This is a genomic window from Bradyrhizobium centrosematis (genome assembly GCF_045571495.1).
GTDB lineage: Bacteria > Pseudomonadota > Alphaproteobacteria > Rhizobiales > Xanthobacteraceae > Bradyrhizobium > Bradyrhizobium centrosematis.
This window is the reverse complement of record NZ_CP120703.1, coordinates 2051768-2067808: the sequence shown is the minus strand read 5'-3', so window position 1 is coordinate 2067808 and position 16041 is coordinate 2051768. Positions and strand designations below refer to the sequence as shown.

The following is a 16041-nucleotide window of genomic DNA, read 5'->3' as shown; positions in this document are numbered from 1 at the left end:
AGTCCGTCCTTGACGCATTCCTTGACGGCGCGGCAGCAGAACGTTCGCCCCGCTGCCGCGCGCATCATTCCGCTGCCGCGATATGTCCGAGCTCCACCACCTGGCGCTCGAACAGGCCGCGATAGATTCCCCCGGGCTTGCCCGCGAGCAGAGCATGCGTGCCCTGCTCGACGATCTCGCCGCGATCGAACACCAGGATCCGATCGAGGCTCTTCACGGTCGAGAGCCGGTGCGCAATCACGATCGAGGTGCGGCCCTTCATCAGCCGCTCCATCGCCTGCTGGATCATTGCCTCCGATTCCGAATCCAGGCTCGAGGTCGCCTCGTCCAGGATCAGCACCGGCGCATCCGCCAGGAACGCGCGCGCCAGCGCCACGCGCTGCCGCTCGCCGCCCGACAGTTTCACGCCGCGCTCGCCGACGAGGGTGCCATATCCCTTCGGCAGGCGCAGGATGAAGTCGTGCGCATTCGCCAGCCGCGCCGCCTGCTCGATCGCTTCCAAGCTGGCACCGGGCCGGCCATAGGCGATGTTCTCCGCGAGCGTGCGGTGGAACAGGATCGGCTCCTGCTGCACGATCGCGATCTGGCTGCGCAGCGATTGCTGCGTGGCGTGCGCGATGTCCTGCCCGTCGATCAGCACGCGACCGCCGCTGACGTCGTAGAGCCGCTGCACCAGCTTGACGAAGGTGGTTTTGCCGGAGCCGGAACGGCCGACGAGGCCGACGCGTTCGCCGGCGCGGATCCTGACCGACAAGCCGTCGTACAGCGGCGCGCGATGGCCGCCATAGTGGAACGTGACATCGTCGAACACGATCTCGCCACCCTCGATCGCGATCGGCCGCGCATCGGCTGCATCCGCAATCCCGATCGGCTCGTCATGGATCGCCACCAGCTCGTCCATGTCGTTGACCGAACGCTGGAGGTTGTTGATGTGCATGCCCACGTCGCGCAAATAGGCGTGGATGACGTAGTAGCTCGTCAGCACATAGGTGACGTCGCCGGGCGAGGCATGCCCGTACATCCACAGCAGCACCGAGCCGCCGATCACCGACCCTCGCAGGCATAGCAGCAGCGAGAGCTGCGCCATGGCGGTGTAGTTGTAGCGGAACCAGGTTCGCCGCACCCGCACGCGCCAGCGGCTGATGACGCGGGCGAGCCGCGCATCTTCGCGCCCTTCGGCGCCAAACGACTTCACCACGGCGTTGCAGGTCAGCGCGTCCGCCAGCGTGCCGCCGACCTTGGTGTCCCAGGCATTGGAGACGCGCGCGGCCGGCGCGATGTAGCGGGTCGAGAACAGCACCGTCATCGTGACATAGGCCAGCGCGCCGAGCGCGATCACCGCGCCGAGCGAGGCCCAGTGCACACCGAGCAGGATCATCGAGCCGATCAGCACGACCAGCGACGGCAGCAGCGCCAGCAGGATGGTGTCGTTCAGCAGGTCGACCGCCCACATGCCGCGCGTGATCTTGCGCACGGTCGAGCCCGCGAAGGAATTGGCGTGCCAATCGGTCGAGAAGCGCTGCACGCGCAGAAAAGCATCCTGCGCCAGGTCGGACATGATCTTTAGCGTGAACGGCACGATGGCCTGGAGCCCCGCCAGCCGCAGCACCATCGAGGCCGCGCCCAGCGCCACGATGGCACCGAATGCGACCAGGGCCGCGTGGCGCGCGTCAGGGTCCGACGGCCCGCGCGTTAGCGCGTCGATCAGATGTCCGGAAAACACCGGCATGAACAGATCGGCAGCCGTTGCGCCCAACAGGCCACCGACCACGACGAGGCCGCGGCTCGGCTGCTTCAGCCAGTGCCGGAACACGAAGGGCAGTACCACGCGGATAGCCGCGGGCTTCTTTGACAGGGCGGTCATGGCATCATCCGGCCGCGTCGCGCGGGCCGGCTCCATCGCTGGACGCAAACCGGCCGCGAGGAGCCGAGAGGCGTCACGTAAGACTGATTTTGACTTGGGAAGCGGAGCGATCGGGACGTGGCGCCCAATCGAAACTGGCGGAGGAGGCCTCTAACAGGCCGCGTACATACCGAACCAGGAGATCATCGAGCGCGGGCGTACGATCTGCGAAAGCAACGAAGTCATGCAAATCTCCCCGGTTCGATTGAATGAGGCGCGCTTTATAGATGTGTCGCGGGCTAATTGCAACGGGGCCGGCGTGAGATCACGGATGAGTGTTGCAAATTAGTGCGCGTCGCCGCCGGCGGCCGGCGAGACCGGCTTGTTCAGCAGCGTCACCAGCAGGCTGAGGCCGAGATAGAACAGCGTGAGGATGAAGAAGGCATCGCCGAAGCTCATCACCACGGCCTGGCGGTGCACCAGCTGGGACAGCTGCTTCATCGCCATCAGCGTGGAATCGCCGAGCCCCTGGAATTTCTGCATGAACATGGTCAGGGTTTCGGTCGCAGTAGCGTTGCCCCAGGTCACGCGCTCCTGCAGGCGGGTGATGTGCAAATCGGTGCGGTCGTTGAGCACGGTGTTGATGACGGCAAGGCCGACCGCGCCGCCGAGGTTGCGCATCAGGTTGAACAGGCCGCTGGCGTTCTTCACCCGGTCGGGCGCGAGCGTTCCGAGCGCGATGTTGTTGGTGGGCACCATCGCGAACATCATGCCGATGCCGCGCAGGATCTGCGGCACCAGCAGCTCGTAGAAATCGTAGTCGCGCGTGATCCACGTCATCTGGTAGGAGCCGATCGCGAACACGATGAGGCCGAAGGCGATCATGTAGCGCATGTCGAACTTCACCATGAGCCGGCCGACCAGCGGCGCGATCAGGAACATGGTGATGCCGGAGACGAACATGGTCTCTCCGATCATCAGCGCGCTGTAGCCGCGCACCTCGGCGAGGTAGCGCGGATAGATGTAGGTCAGGCCATAGAGGCCGATGCCGATGCAGAACTGCAGCAGGCAGCCGATCGCGAAATTGCGGTTGGAGAAGGTGCGCAAATTGACGATCGGCTCGGCCGCCGTGAACACGCGCCAGAAGAAGGCGATCGCCGAGATGGCGCAGATCCACGCGCAGATCGCGACCGAGGTGTCCTGCAGCCATTCATATTGCGGGCCCTCCTCCAGCACATATTCCAGCGTGCCGAGGAAACCTGCCATGAAGAGGAGGCCCCACCAGTCGAAGCGGTCGAGCAGTTCGAAATGCGGCTCGTCGAAATCGACCAGCGCCATCACGCCGATTGTAATGCCGATGCCGGGCACGACGTTGATGAAGAACAGCCAGTTCCAGGACATCAGGTCGGTGATGTAGCCGCCGACCGTCGGTCCGATCGTGGGTGCGAGGGTCGCGACAAGCCCGATGATCGGGCCGACGATGTGGAATTTCGTGCGCGGGAAGACGGTATAAGCGGAAGCGAACACCGTCGGGATCATGCCGGCGCCGAGGAATCCCTGCAGCGCCCGCCAGAGGATCATCTCCTCGATGGTGGTGGCAAAGCCGCAGAGCAGGCTCGAGGCGGTGAAGCCGGCCGCCGAGATCGCGAACAACAGCCGCGTGCCGAGGGCGCGCGACAGGAATCCCGACAGCGGAATGGCGATGACCTCCGCGATCAGATAGGCGGTCTGAACCCAGGAGACCTCGCTGGAGCTTGCCGACAGCCCGGCCTGGATCTCGCTCAACGATGCCGAGACGATCTGGATGTCCAGGATTGACATGAACATCCCGAACACCATGATGATGAAGGCGAACAGCCGCTTCGGCGCGATGCGCTCCGAAGCGGGGTTCGCCATCATGGCAGGTGAGGCCGTGGTCGCGTTGGCCATTGTTTCACTCGGCTCGCGCGCGAGGGCACGGTCCACCTCTCCCCATCGGGGAGAGGTCGATTTGCGCAGCAAATCGGGTGAGGGGCCGCAGCTTCCACGAGAGAGCGTACCCCCTCACCCGGATCGCATCTTCCGATGCGATCCGACCTCTCCCTTCGGGAGAGGTGAAAGACGAAGCGGCGCTCGTCTCGAACATCATAGCGTCCCTACTGCGGGTGGATCGCGGTGGGATCGTCGAGATCGACCTCGCTGTCGGCGTCGGCGGCACCCTTGTTGGTGTCGACGGTCGCATAGACCGACATGCCGGCCCGGAGCAGGTTCTGCTTCGCCACCGATTTCGGCACGCGGATCCGCACCGGCACGCGCTGCACGATCTTGGTGAAGTTGCCGGTGGCATTGTCGGGCGGCAGCAGCGTGAACACCGAGCCCGCGCCCGCCGCGATGCTGTCGACGACGCCGGAGAACTTGCGCATGCCGTAGGCGTCGACCTTGATCGTCACCGGCTGCCCGGGACGGATGCGCTTGAGCTGCGTTTCCTTGAAATTGGCGTCGATATAGACGTCGTCCAGCGGCACGATGTTGCCGAGGCGCTGGCCGACCGCGACGAAGTCGCCGGCATTGACCAGGCGGTTGGAGAACGTGCCGTTGACAGGCGCGCGCACCGCGGTGAAGCCGAGGTCGCGCTCGGCCTTGGCGAGCGTGGTCTTGAGCTCGGCGAGCTGTGCCTGCGCCTCGGCCTGCTGGGCCTTGGCGACGTCGACATTGCTGACGGCAACATCATAGGCGGCCTGCGCGGCCTTGACCGCGGCGGCGCCCTGGTCGCGTCCCGCTTCCGAGCTTTCGAACACCGCGCGCGAGGCGAAGCCCTTGTTGCTCAGCGCCTGCTGGCGCTCATAGTCGAGATCGGCGCGCTTGAGGCCCGCCTCGGCCGAGACGAGCTGTGCCTTCGCCTGCGCGACCTGGCTGTCGAGCGCCGCGACCTGGCGGCCGATGCGATCGATGGTGGCCTGCTGGGTCGCGATTCTGGTGGCGGCGGCATCGACGGCGATCTTGTAATCGCCCTCGTCGATGCGGAAGAGAACGTCGCCGGCACGCACCGTCGTGTTGTCGCCGGCGAGAACCGAGGAGATGTGACCGGAAACGCGCGCACCCAGCATGGTGTTGTTGGCGCGCACATAGGCGTCATCGGTGGAGACGTAGAAGCGGCCGACCAGCGTGTAGTAGCCGGCATAGCTCGCGGCGGCGAGCGCCAGCACGAGACCGACGCCCATCAGGACGAATCTGCGCTTGCCGGATTTAGGGGCGCCGGCGCCAGGCGCGTCGGGCGCGGCTGCGGCCGGCTTGTCGGCCGCGGGCTTCTCCGGCGTCTCGCCAATGCGGCGCTTGGCTTCCTCGGCCACATGAGAACGCAGCTGCTCGCTAAGGGCGGTGGATGCCTCGGACGCAGCATCACCACCCGCCTGTTCCTCCACCGCTTCCGGGCGAAGGACGCGCGCAGCCTGGTCTCTCGATACGGCCATAACGGCCTCCTCAAAATAAGTGCGATCAAGGGCGGCCATCCGTGCGGACGGCCCCCCTCGCTGATCCCAAATTACCATTGACCGAACGGTTCGGTCAATATACCTAATATTCCAGCCGGATCCTACTGGCCCGAATCCTTTATTTGCGTTTCAAGGTTGGCACCTCGTCCAGAAACCTTCCGAGACCCTGAACCAATGGTTTTAGCTGCCGGCGAACATCTGCACGTCGTCCAGGAGGAGGACAGCTCCAAGCGCCGCCAGATCCTCGACGGCGCCCGCAAGGTGTTCATGGATCTCGGGTTTGACGGCGCCAGCATGGGCGAGATCGCGCGCGCGGCGCAGGTCTCCAAAGGCACGCTCTACGTCTATTTCGCCGACAAATGCGCGCTGTTCGAAGCCATCCTCGAGCAGGAGGCGCTCCAGCACGGCCAGGTCGTGTTCAACTTCGATCCCGCACGCGATGCCGAGACCACGCTGAAGGAGTTCGGCCTCGCCTACCTTCACCTGGTCTGCCGGCCCGGTGGCGGATCAGCGATCCGCACCGTGATGGCGATCGCCGAACGCATGCCGGATGTCGGCCGCCGCTACTATGCGCGCGTGCTCGACAAAAGCATCAACCGCCTCTCCGCCTATCTCCAAGCCCGCGTTGGTTCCGGCAATCTCGAGATCGATGATTGCGACCTTGCCGCCTCGCAGTTCATGGAGTTGTGCAAGGCATCGCTCTTCCTGCCCTTTGTCTTCCAGGCCGCGCCCGCGCCGTCGGAAGAGCGCATGACAGAGGTGGTCGACAGCGCAACGCGGATGTTCCTGGCGGCGTACCGGGCGAAGTAGCCGCGCGTTGCGCCGGCGGGTCGGGCGGCACTATATTGCGGTCATGCCCCGTGATCTTCGCCCGCCTGTCGATATCCTTCATTACGAGATCGTCCAGGAACAGGCTTCCGCACTTGGACGAATGGGCCGCACGCTCGAACAGAGCCTGGCACGGTTGCGCGAGTTCGACGCCGCCCATGCGGAAGTGCCGGCATCAAAGCAGTCGGCCAGGCGCAAGCTCGTGCTGGAAGCCGGCCAGGCGCTCTGGATGTTCGTGGTGCAACGCGAGGCGTCGGGCTTGCGCGACAGCCGCCATATCATGCGCACCTACAACGTCCCGGGCGAAGTGCAGCGCTGCATGGGGCTGGTCCCCGCCCCGTCGAAGCCGGCATAGATCGTAGCCGGCATGAGGCGGCACTACTCGTCGGCGTACTCGTCTTCCTCGCGCTTGCGCGCCATGCTCTTGCGTGAACCGAGCGAGCCGGTCACCGACGGATCACGCGCGCTGGCATAGGGGCTGCGCGACTGCGCACGCGCGGCGACCTCCTCGCCGGAGACGGCGGCCGGCTGGCAGATCAGGCGGCGGCTGGCGCGGCGCATCAGATCGACGTGGATGTGATCGTAATGATAGACGTTCGATCCCGGCGCGAGGACGGTCGTGAAATGCGCGCAGGCGCCCGACTGCACGTCGCGCAGGAATCCCTGCTCCTCCGGCATGCCGCGCCAGCCGTCCTTCACGGTGACGCGGCGGCCGTCGGCGAGCACGAAGGCGGCGATGTCGAGCGCATTGCCGAAGGCGTGTTCGGAGATGTGCGAGTGCGGATTGCCGTTCATGCCGCGGCAGGAATAGGCGGAGATCTGCTTGATCTCGGCGACGCGGACGCCGAACCAGCGCATCGCCGAGGGCTGCACGGTGTCGGCGAGCCAGCGGTCCAGCTCGGATACGATCGGACAGGCCAGCGTCGCGGTCGGCTTGATCGCGACCGGACCGACGGCCGTGACGGGGTTGCCCTGTGCTGGGCCGAGGCGCGGCAGCGGCTGCTGCGCAGGGGACTGCGAGTACGGCGCCGGCCGCGCGGGGTAGCTCGGCGCATTCATGTAGCGCGCCGCACCGGCGGCGTCCGTGCCGTCGGGCGGCAGGTCGATCTCGTCCTCCTGCGTCGCCACGCCGGGCGCGTTCAGCGACATCGGCCCGGACGATGCACCATAGCCGGCGGGCTGGCGCGCCGGGCTTTCGGGATAGTTCGACGGTTGCGGATAGGACGAAGCCGAATAATTCTGGCTCTGCGGATAATTCGATCGCGGCTGCGTTACAGGCCAGCGCGGCTGGCCGCCGATGCTGCCCGGCGGGCGCAGTTCCTCGTCGGCAAAGCCATAAGTGCCGGACGCCTCGCCGATCGCGGCGACCTTGAGTGGAAATTCTGCGCCGCACTGGCCGGGGCCGGAAATCGGGTCGATGCGGACGATGTCCGCACTCTCCTTGACCGCCCCCGATTTCAGGCATGCGGCTTCCGCCTCGGCCCGCCATGGCTCACGTTCGGCCTGGAAGAAGCCGCGTCCGCAACCCGCTAGCGAAACAAGGACGATGGAGCCGACGAGATACAAACGAACTCCGCGCGTCATGCACGCACGCTCGGTGAATTTACTTAAAGACTCTTCAACACGTTGATTTCACCGATCTTTAACCATGCCGGCGCGCGCCCGCCGAAAACCCGGCAGGAGCGAGTGACAGCAAGGCTGACTTTTTCGCAACGAGACTCTCTGTTAACCATGATGCCTGCGCGAAACGAACGCGCATGGAGGGACCCTCATGACGTTCGCCGGGAGACTGAGCGTTGTCACCGCGTACCTCGCCATGGCCTTTGTTGGCGCCATCGTGCTCGGCATGATCTAGAAGGCAGTAGTCGACCACACGGCCGTTCACTCAACCCTCCCTCTCCGGGGCAGGGCCATTGCATAGGCATTCTGCGAAAGCTGAACGCGCGCCTCGTCCTTCGAGACGACCGCTTCGCGGTTTCCTCAGGATGAGGCTAAGCGGCATCAAAGCCCTTTGAAACTAGCGCAACGCACTCGGTCTTCATCCTGAGGGCCCGCCGACGGCGGGCGTCTCGAAGGATGGCCACAAGCGATATCACTCCCATATGCGATGGCCCTGCCCTCAGAGGAGCGTTAAGCGAAATGCTACGAGCGCGCGCTCCACTGCCGCGATGTCGTGATCAGCTGCGCGCGCGGCGTCGCGGGCGCGACCACCATCAATGCGATCAATGGGCCTAGCCACGTTGCAAGCCGTTGCATCGCCGTCTCCTCAGCCTCGCGACGACTTTGCGCAGAGGAACTGCGGCCGGTGCGCTGCCGCACTCAAGGCCGTGCGCGATCGTTGTGAGGTTCATCACAGAACGCCCGGTCCGCCCGGCATAGGGTCGAACCAGGTTTCATCCACCAGCGACTTCAGTCCATCGGGACCAGGCCATTTCGGAGGCTGTCATGAACAAGCTCACCATCGCCGCCACCGCGCTCTTCCTGGCGTCAACCGCCGCAGCGCACGCCGGCGGCAATACGATCTCGTTTCAGATCGAGGGCCAGCACATCCGCATCGAGACGCCGCGCAACTGCGCCTCGCTCAACTGCGTGACCATCATCGCCCCTGGCCTGTCGGACAAGCCGATCAGGCTGAACAACATCAACCTCAAGGGCCTCGGCGGCTTCAACGACGACGACGTCGACACCACGCCGGGTCCGGCCGCGCCCGCACCGGCTCCGGTGCAGCAGCAGCCCGTGCAGCAGGTGCCGATCCAGGCAACCGCACCGGCGGCGCCCGTTGTTGCCCCCGCCGCGCCCGCGCCGACCGTTGCCGCCGCGCCGCCCGTCGACACGACGGCACAGCCCGCACCCGTTGCGGCTCCCGCTCCGGTCGCCGCGCCCGTCGCCGTTGCTCCTGCGCCCGCCCCGGCTGCGGTGGCCGCCCCGAACTCGCCGATCGGCGTGTGGGCGACCGAAGAGAACAAGGGCAATGTCCGCGTCGAGCAGTGCGGCGCCAATCTCTGCGGTTACGCCGAGAAGACCAACGAGCGCATCCTGATCAACATGAAGCCCGACGGCACCAAGTGGAGCGGCCGCATCCACGACCCCGACTCCGGCCGCAATTACGAATCGACCATCGCAATGAAGGGTCCGAATGCGATGCGCGTGCAGGGCTGCGCCTTCGGCGGCATGTTCTGCGGCGGCCAGACCTGGAAGCGCGTGAGCTGACAGCGAAGGTGTCATTGCCTACACACTCACAAATCTTCGTCATGCCCGGGCTTGCCCCGGGCATCCACGTTCTTAATGCAGCCAAGCAAGATGTGGATGGCCGGGACAAGCCCGGCCATGACGGTGTTGAGAGAGCGAGCCCCTCGTCAGCATCCGGCTCCATCTGAACGCCGGTTGCCCGACCCCTGCCACACACGTTCATCCACCATTCAGCCTCATACGGCTGATATCAACCAATCTCGCCTTACGTTCTCACCGGGACTCCCTCGTGGCATCAATGCTGGCTTGGCGCCGCTTCGTGTTCGCGCTTGCGCTGCTGGCCTTGCCGCTGGCGGGCGCGAGCACCGCATCTGCCTCCAACACAATCGAGCTTGCGCAGGCGCCGCCACAAGCCGGGCCGACGCCGGACCCCTCACCGACGCCCTCGGCCTCGCCGGCACCGGCCGCAGAGGCACAATCTGCCGCGGTCGAGCCGATCGGCAATGTCGCGATCGTCACGGGGATCGCGACCGTGATCCGCGACAAGAACTCCTATCCGCTGCGGGTGCGCGACGACATCTATCTCAATGACGTCGTGCAGACCTCGTCGAACTCCTCGCTCGGCATCACCTTCAACGACGCGACCACGTTCAATCTGTCCGCCAGCGCCAAGATCACCATCGACAATTACGTCTATGAGGACGGCGGCAAGCAGAACTCCGCGATCTTCGACGTCGGCAAGGGCACCGTCGCCTTCGTCGCGGCCGCGGTGGCAAAGACCGGCAACATGAAGATCACGACGCCGACGGCGACGCTCGGCATCCGCGGCACCACCGGCGTCGTCGACGTGCCTGAAGGCGCGGCAGCGAACGGCGCGCGCAACGTCAACATCAAGCTCTATCCCGACGCCGACGGCCGCGTCGGTCACATCGAGGTCGATGACCGCACCAGCGGCACGCGGCTCGGCGCGCTGACGCAAGCCGCCAGCGGCTTTGCCATTCGTCCAGGCGCGGCCGGCGGCGGCATGCGCTTTGCGGCCGTGCCGATCACGATCACCGCGCAGCAGATCGCCCGCGATCGCGGCTTCGTCAGCCAGGTGCATCTGGCCCAGACCACGGGCCGGCAGATCGTGACCGAGCAACGCGACTTCCGCCGCGCCAATCCGGCCGCGATCAGCCGCATTCCGCGACCCGCGCAACCGCCGCAGCAGCAACAATTGCGGCCGACCACGGCGCCGAGCCAACAGCCGCAGCGTCCGAACGATCAGCCCCGCCAGAACAACCGTCCGGGCCAGCAGCAGCCGGGCACGCCGGGCCGGCAAGGCGCGCAACCGCCGCAGCGGCAGGGACAACAAGGCGGCACCACGGTGCAGCCGGGTGGCCAGCGTGCGGGTCAGGGTCAGCAGCAGCAAGGACAACAGCAAGGCACGGGTCGTCCGACTGGCGCGCCGCGCACCGGGCAAGCCCCTCCACGGGGCACTCAGCCGGGCGGCGCGGCGCAATCGCAGCCGCCGCGCAGCGGACAAAATCCGGCGCAGCCCGGAGGCGCCGTTCCGCCGCAAACCCCGCGCACCGGATTGCAGCCGGGCCAACCGCCCGCGGCTCAACAGCCCGGTATGCAGCGCCACGGCGGATTCCAGCAGCGCCTCCCCGCCGCGCAGCGCCCTGCAGCGCCGCGCAAGCCGGCGCCAAAGGAGAAGGAGCGGAGGTGACTCTTCTCTCCTTCCGTCAATGACGATCTGGGGAGACGTTACGCGACCAGCCACGCTGGCTCGCTGATACTTCATCACCCGCAAGCGGGCACAACAATTCACGCCTCGCCGCGCAGCCAGGCCTTCACCTTCTGCAGCAGGCCGTGACGCAACTCGTCGACGGACTCGGCTTCCGCCGGTGTCAGCGTCTGCAAGGCGGCATCGATATCGTCGTTTGCCAATGCCGGCTCCGGCACGGGCGTCGGCGCAGCCGCAGGCACCAGCCTCGCCGCCGCAAGCGCGATCGGGCCAACCTGGTTGAGGAACGCGCGCTCATATTCGCGCGAGAGGCGGCTGAGCGCATCGTCCAGCGTGAGCCAGTCCACGGCTTTGATGTCGTTCATCAGCTTGCGGACGGGCCCGCCGTCGGCCTCCATCCGCCAGAAATGCACGACCTTGGAACGCCCGCCGGACTGATAGGCGAGCGTGCCCAGAAATTCGTGCACGGCGACGTCGTGGCCGGTCTCCTCCAGCACCTCGCGGTGCGCCGCCTCCTTCGGCGTCTCGCCGTCGTCGAGCTTGCCCTTGGGCAAGACCCATTCATTGCGCTTGCGCTGGCGCACGACGGCGATCAGCGGCTCAGATCCTCGCCGCAACACAATCCCACCCGCCGCCATGACCGGCGCCCGCGCCATCGCCACATCCGTGTCGTCAAATCGTCCCCGACGAACATATAGGCGGCGGGGGTGGCCGATTGAAGGCTACTTTCGCCTGAGCAGCGCTTCACCTGCGCGAACGCGCGTGCCCTCGGCAATGCCGTCGCAGAAGGCGAAATCGCTGGGCGCGAGGATGATGATGGTCGAGCCATGCTCGAACCAGCCGAGCTCCTCGCCTTTGCTCACCTTCACGTCGCAGGGGAAGTTGACCGGGCCGCGGGTCTGCGCATTCAGGACCATGTCGAGGAAGTGCAGGCGGATGCTGGCGACCAGGATCGCGGCGACCGGCACCAGTGTCACGGCCTCGCCGGTCGACAAATGCGTGCGGATCACCGCGCGCTCATTCTTGCAGAACAGCCGCTCGACCCGCTTCAAGGCGATCGGGTTGACGTTCCAGACGTCGCCATGGATCAGCGTCACCCGCTCGATATGCGCGTCGTATGGCGCATGAAAGCGGTGATACATGCTCGAGGTCAGCCGCAGCGTGACGAAGGAGCCGTTGCGGTGCTGCTCGACCAGCGCGGAATCGCCGACGAGATCGAGCAGCGAATAGGGCGCGCCCTTGACCTGAAACAGCTCCGTGTCGGCAATCCGCCCATGCGCACCGACGATGCCGTCCGAGGGACTGGCGAGGATGGATGGGTCCGGATCGAATGGCCGCAGGCCCGGCTTCAGCTCCCGGGTGAAGCAGTCGTGCAGGCTCTTGAAATGGGTCTTCTTCGCCTCGGACAGATCGAGGTCGGAGAACAGCTTCCACAGCGCGATCGAGAAGTCCCGCACCAGCGGATTCTCGATCTTGGAGAGCCAGCCCATGAAGCGGGTCAGCGCGGCGCGGGGGATGCGGTTGGTCAACAGGAAGTTGAGGTCTTCCTGCTGGGTGAAAGAGGCGATGAGGGCTTTGACTGTCATGAATCTGTCAGCTCACAGTATTAGCGCTTGTTGTCATGGAAACGACACTCCCGATTCTCTCGATGTCCGTGGCCGCCGCAGCGTCCGCTGCCGCCGTCCTCCCGAAGCTCAAGGCACGGGTCGAACTGTCCCGCGCCAAGCACCGTTCGCTCGCCGGGCACTCCAAGATGTCGCGGCGAGTGGCAAGGCTGCTGCCGTTCTACGAGTTCGAAGGCGACAGATATTTCGGCTGCGACGGCGCGCCTGCGAACGTTGTGAAGCAGCGCAAGGACGCCTTCTTCCGCCTCGCCAGGCTTTACGCCGAGCGCTACCCCAAGGGCCGCGCGATGACGAAGGAAGCGGCGGAAAAGATCTCCGACCTGAACTTCACCGAAAGCTACCGCGTTCCGTTCCAGTTCTCGCGTCTCGTCCGCGAGCATCTGGGCACCTCGACCTTCATGGAATCCTCGCGCGGCGTCACCGTCACGGATGTCGACGGCAACACCTCCTACGACCTCACCGGGTCCTACGGCGTCAACATCTTCGGCAACGACTTCTACAAGGAGTGCATCGAGGGCGCCGAGAAGCGCGCGCAGGCGCTCGGCCCGGTGCTCGGCCCCTACCACCCCGTGATCCTCGAGAACGTGAGCCGGCTCTGCCAGATCTCCGGCCTCGACGAGGTCTCCTTCCACATGTCCGGCACGGAAGCCGTGATGCAGGCGGTGCGGCTTGCTCGCTATCACACCAAGCGCACGCATCTGGTTCGTTTCGCCGGCGCCTATCACGGCTGGTGGGGCGACGTGCAGCCCGGCGTCGGCAATCCCATTCCCGCGCACGAGACCTACACGCTTGCCGAGATGTCGGAGAAGACGCTGCACGTGCTGAAGACGCGCAAGGACATCGCCTGCGTGCTGGTCAATCCGCTGCAGGGCCTGCATCCCAACGCCAACGCGCCCGGCGATTCCGCGCTGGTCGATTCCTCCCGCGGCGGCAATTTCGATCGCGTGGCCTACACCGAATGGCTCAAGAAGCTGCGCGAGATCTGCACCGAGCGCGGCATCGTCCTGATCTTCGACGAGGTCTTCGTCGGCTTCCGCCTCGCCGCCGGCGGCGCCCAGGAATATTTCGGCGTCAAGGCCGACATGGTAACCTACGGCAAGAGCCTCGCCGGCGGCCTGCCGGTCGGCGTGGTCTGCGGCAGACGCGAGCTGATGCGCCGCTTCCGCGACGACCGTCCGGCCGACATCTGCTTCGCCCGCGGCACCTTCAACTCGCATCCCTACGTCATGACGGCGATGGACGAGTTCTTGAGCCGGCTCGCCAGCCCGAATTTTCGCGCGGTCTATGAAGGGCTCGAGGCGACCTGGAATGGCCGCGTCCAGAAGCTCAACCAGATGATGGAGAGCACAGACCTGCCGGTGCGGTTCGCCAACTTCTCCTCGATCTGGACGGTGAAATACACCACGCCGTCCCGCTACAACTGGATGCTGCAATATTACCTGCGCGCCGAGGGCCTGGCCTTGAGCTGGGTCGGCACCGGCCGGCTGATCTTCAGCCTCAACTACACCGATGCCGACTTTGCCGAAGTCGCTGACCGCTTCGTCCGCGCCGCGCAAAAGATGAAGGCCGACGGCTTCTGGTGGCACGACGGCACGCTCACCAACAAGCAGATCAAGCGACAGATCTTGAAAGAGATGCTGGCCAAGCGTTTTGGGCGCTGAGGCTGCTCCTGCCACCCCCACCGTCATTCCGGGGTGGTCCGCAGGACCGAACCCGGAATCTCGAGATTCCGGGTTCGATGCTTTGCATCGCCCCGGAATGACGGTGCACATAAAAGCTCCACACACGTGGATGCCCGGCACGAGGCCGGGCATGACGTAACCATCAGACATCGGAGTGTGTTGTGTGCGCAGCGCGCTCAGGCGTGCTGCTCTTCGAGGGTGGGCTCGCCGATGAGGCCAAGCGTGTGCTCGGGGTTGAGGTGCAGGCCGGGGTCCATCAGCTCGCCGCGCATCAGGGCGAGCGGGGCCTTGTGGTAGAGCATCAGATCGTGGAAGGGATCGCTCAGGATCTTGGTCATCCAGACGAGGCCGGTCTCGACGTCGCGGATGAAGAACAGGTGCACGGTGCGGAACAACAGACCGCCGCCGCCGACCACGAGCCAGATCTTGGCGACCTGCCGCATGAAGTCGGTCGCGCCGGCCCAGGGCGTGAACAGGCCGAACAGCGTGGGATCGGCGACCAGCACCAGGGGCGAGAGCGCCCAGATCGCCATCAGCACGACCTTGCGCTGAAGATTGTAGCCGACCTTGATCTCTTCCTTGTGCTCGTGCGTCGCCTGGTTGATGTGATCGTAGGTGTGCGGCTCGAAGAAGAAGTGTCCGGCCTGGCGCGAGGTCATCGAGACCAGCCAGCCGACCAGCGCGGAGACCACGGGATCGATGAACAGCCAGACATAGGCGAAGAGGAAGCTCAGCGCGCTGACGAAGTGCAGGCTCTGATTGATGCGGCTGTGGTGGTAATAGCGATGGTCGTCCCAGCGCTGGATCCGCAGCTGCTCGAGATAATTCTTGATCATGCTCTTCCCCAAAATGCTTTCGGGTACGGGGTTAAAGGGATTCGATGTACGCCGTGTGACAACATCATCTTGTCATGTGGCGACACGCAGCGGCGCGATGACGCAGACACACGCGCCTGATTCACGCCGCTTTCGCGACGTCGACCTTGCGGAAGCGCACCAGCGAGAAGTGACCGAGCGGCGGAATCAGGCGGCGCTCGGCAAGCTCGATGCCGTGGGCACCGGCCAGCCATTTGGCATAACGCGACCAGCCGAACTCGGCGGTACGGAAGCCGAGCGGACGCACCACCGGCTGCAGCTTCTGCTCGATGAACCGGCGTACGCCGGCATCGGCGCTGACGCGGGTCAGGATGATCAGCTCGCCGCCGGGACGCAGCACGCGGGCGAATTCGTCGAGCGCCTTCTCCGGGTTGGGCACCGCGGTGACGACATATTGCGCCATCACCACGTCGAAGGAATTGTCGGAGAATTCGAGCTTCTCGGCGTCCATCACCGCAAGCCCCTCGACGTTCTTCAACTTGCCCTCGGCCACGCGCTGGCGCGCCTTGTCGAGCATGGCTTCCGAAATGTCGGTGCCGAAGATGCGCACATGCGGCGCGTACATCGGCAGCGAGATGCCGGTGCCGACGCCGACCTCGAGCACGCGGCCGCCGATCTTGTTGGTGGCCGCGATCGCCGCCTGCCGGCCCTTGGCGAACACGCCGCCGAACACGAGATCGTAAACGGGCGCCCAGCGGTCATAGGCCTGCTCGACCGTGCCGCGCGTGAGATCGAGCTGCTGGGTGCCGTCAAGGTTCATGATCTTAGCCATCGATGAGGTTCTCGCTGTGGGTCCAATG

13 protein-coding genes are annotated in these 16041 nt (G+C 65.5%); 5 read left to right on the top strand and 8 right to left on the bottom strand.

The genetic code is table 11. From position 1 onward, the window contains the following. Nucleotides 1–64 precede the first annotated feature (64 nt). The 3 genes from P6U31_RS09920 to P6U31_RS09910 form a co-directional block, all read right to left on the bottom strand. Nucleotides 65–1864 carry an ABC transporter ATP-binding protein gene (locus P6U31_RS09920; protein WP_407188009.1) on the bottom strand — a complete coding sequence of 600 codons (1800 nt, stop codon included), beginning with the start codon at nt 1862–1864 and terminating at the stop codon, nt 65–67. Nucleotides 1865–2188: 324 nt separating this feature from the next. Then, nucleotides 2189–3772 carry a DHA2 family efflux MFS transporter permease subunit gene (locus P6U31_RS09915; RefSeq protein ID WP_407188008.1) on the bottom strand — a complete coding sequence of 528 codons (1584 nt, stop codon included), beginning with the start codon at nt 3770–3772 and terminating at the stop codon, nt 2189–2191. Between the two features lie 206 nt (nt 3773–3978). Continuing rightward, nucleotides 3979–5292, bottom strand: coding sequence for an efflux RND transporter periplasmic adaptor subunit (locus tag P6U31_RS09910; protein WP_407188007.1), 1314 nt, complete (start codon nt 5290–5292; stop codon nt 3979–3981). 195 nt (nt 5293–5487) lie between these two features. On the opposite strand from P6U31_RS09910, the gene P6U31_RS09905 reads away from it, so the two are divergent. Further along, a complete protein-coding gene (locus P6U31_RS09905) occupies nt 5488–6123 on the top strand; it encodes a TetR/AcrR family transcriptional regulator (protein ID WP_407188006.1) in 636 nt (211 codons plus the stop codon). Nucleotides 6124–6166: 43 nt separating this feature from the next. Continuing rightward, nucleotides 6167–6496: a DUF6665 family protein gene (locus tag P6U31_RS09900; RefSeq protein WP_407188005.1), complete on the top strand. Its 330-nt coding sequence runs from the start codon at nt 6167–6169 to the stop codon at nt 6494–6496. Nucleotides 6497–6519: 23 nt separating this feature from the next. Here P6U31_RS09900 and P6U31_RS09895 read toward each other — a convergent pair whose 3' ends face one another. Beyond that, the gene (locus tag P6U31_RS09895) at nt 6520–7725 is read right to left on the bottom strand and encodes an extensin family protein (RefSeq protein ID WP_407188004.1); all 1206 of its coding nucleotides are present in this window, start codon (nt 7723–7725) and stop codon (nt 6520–6522) included. A gap of 861 nt (nt 7726–8586) precedes the next feature. Between P6U31_RS09895 and P6U31_RS09890 the strand changes: the two genes are divergently transcribed. Together P6U31_RS09890 and P6U31_RS09885 are read left to right on the top strand one after the other, a co-directional pair. Beyond that, on the top strand, nt 8587–9351 hold the full coding sequence (locus P6U31_RS09890) for a DUF2147 domain-containing protein (RefSeq protein ID WP_407188003.1): 765 nt from the start codon (nt 8587–8589) through the stop codon (nt 9349–9351). A 277-nt stretch (nt 9352–9628) separates the two neighbouring features. After that, nucleotides 9629–11041, top strand: a complete 1413-nt coding sequence (locus tag P6U31_RS09885; RefSeq protein ID WP_407189808.1) for a FecR domain-containing protein — start codon at nt 9629–9631, stop codon at nt 11039–11041. A 98-nt stretch (nt 11042–11139) separates the two neighbouring features. Here the strand turns inward: P6U31_RS09885 and P6U31_RS09880 are convergent, their stop codons facing one another. After that, complete coding sequence (locus P6U31_RS09880; RefSeq protein WP_407188002.1) at nt 11140–11715, bottom strand: NUDIX hydrolase; 576 nt, start codon at nt 11713–11715, stop codon at nt 11140–11142. Nucleotides 11716–11781: 66 nt separating this feature from the next. Further along, a complete protein-coding gene (gene asd / locus P6U31_RS09875) occupies nt 11782–12645 on the bottom strand; it encodes an archaetidylserine decarboxylase (RefSeq protein WP_407188001.1) in 864 nt (287 codons plus the stop codon). A gap of 35 nt (nt 12646–12680) precedes the next feature. On the opposite strand from asd, the gene P6U31_RS09870 reads away from it, so the two are divergent. Beyond that, nucleotides 12681–14345 carry an aminotransferase class III-fold pyridoxal phosphate-dependent enzyme gene (locus P6U31_RS09870; RefSeq protein WP_407188000.1) on the top strand — a complete coding sequence of 555 codons (1665 nt, stop codon included), beginning with the start codon at nt 12681–12683 and terminating at the stop codon, nt 14343–14345. A 197-nt stretch (nt 14346–14542) separates the two neighbouring features. On the opposite strand, the gene P6U31_RS09865 is transcribed toward P6U31_RS09870, so the two are convergent. Then, complete coding sequence (locus P6U31_RS09865; protein WP_407187999.1) at nt 14543–15202, bottom strand: hypothetical protein; 660 nt, start codon at nt 15200–15202, stop codon at nt 14543–14545. A 121-nt stretch (nt 15203–15323) separates the two neighbouring features. Then, the gene (locus P6U31_RS09860; protein ID WP_407187998.1) at nt 15324–16013 is read right to left on the bottom strand and encodes a methyltransferase domain-containing protein; all 690 of its coding nucleotides are present in this window, start codon (nt 16011–16013) and stop codon (nt 15324–15326) included. Nucleotides 16014–16041: the final 28 nt, after the last annotated feature.

Coding starts and splice junctions, on each gene's coding strand:
- P6U31_RS09910 (WP_407188007.1), bottom strand. CDS start 5,292: ATGGCCGTATCGAGAGACCAGGCTGCGCGCGTCCTTCGCCCGGAAGCG.
- P6U31_RS09900 (WP_407188005.1), top strand. CDS start 6,167: ATGCCCCGTGATCTTCGCCCGCCTGTCGATATCCTTCATTACGAGATC.
- P6U31_RS09915 (WP_407188008.1), bottom strand. CDS start 3,772: ATGGCCAACGCGACCACGGCCTCACCTGCCATGATGGCGAACCCCGCT.
- P6U31_RS09880 (WP_407188002.1), bottom strand. CDS start 11,715: ATGGCGCGGGCGCCGGTCATGGCGGCGGGTGGGATTGTGTTGCGGCGA.
- P6U31_RS09870 (WP_407188000.1), top strand. CDS start 12,681: ATGGAAACGACACTCCCGATTCTCTCGATGTCCGTGGCCGCCGCAGCG.
- P6U31_RS09920 (WP_407188009.1), bottom strand. CDS start 1,864: ATGACCGCCCTGTCAAAGAAGCCCGCGGCTATCCGCGTGGTACTGCCC.
- P6U31_RS09860 (WP_407187998.1), bottom strand. CDS start 16,013: ATGGCTAAGATCATGAACCTTGACGGCACCCAGCAGCTCGATCTCACG.
- P6U31_RS09865 (WP_407187999.1), bottom strand. CDS start 15,202: ATGATCAAGAATTATCTCGAGCAGCTGCGGATCCAGCGCTGGGACGAC.
- P6U31_RS09890 (WP_407188003.1), top strand. CDS start 8,587: ATGAACAAGCTCACCATCGCCGCCACCGCGCTCTTCCTGGCGTCAACC.
- asd (WP_407188001.1), bottom strand. CDS start 12,645: ATGACAGTCAAAGCCCTCATCGCCTCTTTCACCCAGCAGGAAGACCTC.
- P6U31_RS09905 (WP_407188006.1), top strand. CDS start 5,488: ATGGTTTTAGCTGCCGGCGAACATCTGCACGTCGTCCAGGAGGAGGAC.
- P6U31_RS09895 (WP_407188004.1), bottom strand. CDS start 7,725: ATGACGCGCGGAGTTCGTTTGTATCTCGTCGGCTCCATCGTCCTTGTT.
- P6U31_RS09885 (WP_407189808.1), top strand. CDS start 9,629: ATGCTGGCTTGGCGCCGCTTCGTGTTCGCGCTTGCGCTGCTGGCCTTG.